The 1,445-nt window shown below is 50.2% G+C and carries 1 protein-coding gene; it reads left to right on the top strand.

Features of this window, described 5'->3' with window-relative positions; translation table 11 throughout:
* Positions 1 to 49: 49 nt before the first annotated feature.
* Positions 50 to 1,413 (top strand): IS3-like element ISKpn1 family transposase gene (locus HMPREF9538_RS31310; RefSeq protein ID WP_085955203.1). Its coding sequence is split into 2 segments (ribosomal slippage): positions 50 to 518 and positions 518 to 1,413, totalling 1,365 coding nucleotides; the frame shifts between segments, so codons are not numbered across the junction.
* The last annotated feature ends 32 nt before the right edge of the window (positions 1,414 to 1,445 follow it).

The following is a 1,445-nucleotide window of genomic DNA, read 5'->3' as shown; positions in this document are numbered from 1 at the left end:
TGGACTGCACCCCAAAAGTTGGACACCCAACTGAGTAAGGTGCAATTTTATGGCTAAACCAAAGTATTCCCCTGAAACAAAACTGGCTGTGGTTAATCATTATTTGTCCGGTAAAGACGGAGAACAGAGTACAGCCGACCTTTTTGGTATTGAAAGAACATCTGTCCGTCGCTGGGTCAGGGCATGGCAGTTCCACGGTGCAGAAGGCCTGACTGCAAAAAATAATCATTATTCCGATGAATTTAAACTCGTGGTCGTCCGGGCGGTTATCAGTGACCGCCTGACGATGCGTGAAGCGGCTGCCCGGTTTAATCTCTCCGCAGAAATACTTGTCCGGCGCTGGCTCGACGTGTACAACGATGCCGGAGCGGAAGGTCTTTTAAACATGCAATGCGGACGGCCCGGACAAATGACAAAGCCAAAAAATATCCCACCACTGACAGATAAAGAGCTGGAAAAACTCTCCCCCGAAGAGCTCAGGGCCGAACTGCGTTATCTGCGGGCAGAGAATGCCTATCTAAAAAAGTTGAAAGCCTTGGTTCAGAGCGAAAAAAATGGCAAAAAGCCCTGATAATCAGTGAACTAAGGCATGAACACGCTCTGCGGGACCTTCTGCGGGCGGCCGGTATGTCCCGTAGCACGTGGTATTACAATATGAATGCACTGAAGCAAGGGGACAGATATGCGGGTCTTAAAGAGAACATCAGGAAGATATACCACTATCACAAAGGTCGTTATGGCTACCGCAGGATCACGCTCGCACTGAGAAAACAGGGGCTGCGGATAAACCATAAAACAGTGCAGCGGCTGATGGCAGAACTGTCACTCCGGTCTGTGATAAGGGCGAAAAAATATCGTGCCTGGAAAGGGAGAACGGGCGAGGCCGCGCCCAATATCCTGAGCCGGAACTTCGGTGCGTCAAAAGCCAACGAAAAATGGGTAACAGATGTGACAGAGTTCCCGGTACAGGGAAAAAAGCTTTACCTGTCGTCAGTTCTCGATCTGTTTAACCGGGAGGTTATCGCCTACAGCCTGTCGGAAAGGCCGGTGATGGAGATGGTGAATACGATGCTGGACGGTGCGTTCCCGAAGCTCAGACCGGGAGATGCTCCGCTGCTGCACTCGGATCAGGGCTGGCATTACAGGATGAGGAGCTATCAGGAACGTTTAAAGGCGCATGGGATGACGCAGAGTATGTCGCGTAAAGGAAACTGCCTGGATAATGCAGTGATGGAAAACTTCTTCGGGACCCTGAAATCGGAGTGTTTTTATCTGAGGGAGTTCAGGAGTGTCAGTGCGCTAAGAAAAGCCGTAGAGGACTATATCCATTACTACAACAACGAGCGGATAAGCCTGAAATTAAAAGGCCTGAGTCCGGTAGAGTACCGAACCCAGGCTCTGAGAGCCGCTTAATATGAACCATCCAACTTTATGGGGTCAGTCCA

It is taken from the genome of Klebsiella sp. MS 92-3 (genome assembly GCF_000195655.1).
GTDB classification, from domain to species: domain Bacteria; phylum Pseudomonadota; class Gammaproteobacteria; order Enterobacterales; family Enterobacteriaceae; genus Klebsiella; species Klebsiella pneumoniae.
The sequence above is the reverse complement of the archived record's forward strand: the minus strand, read 5'-3'. Positions and strand labels throughout refer to the sequence as shown.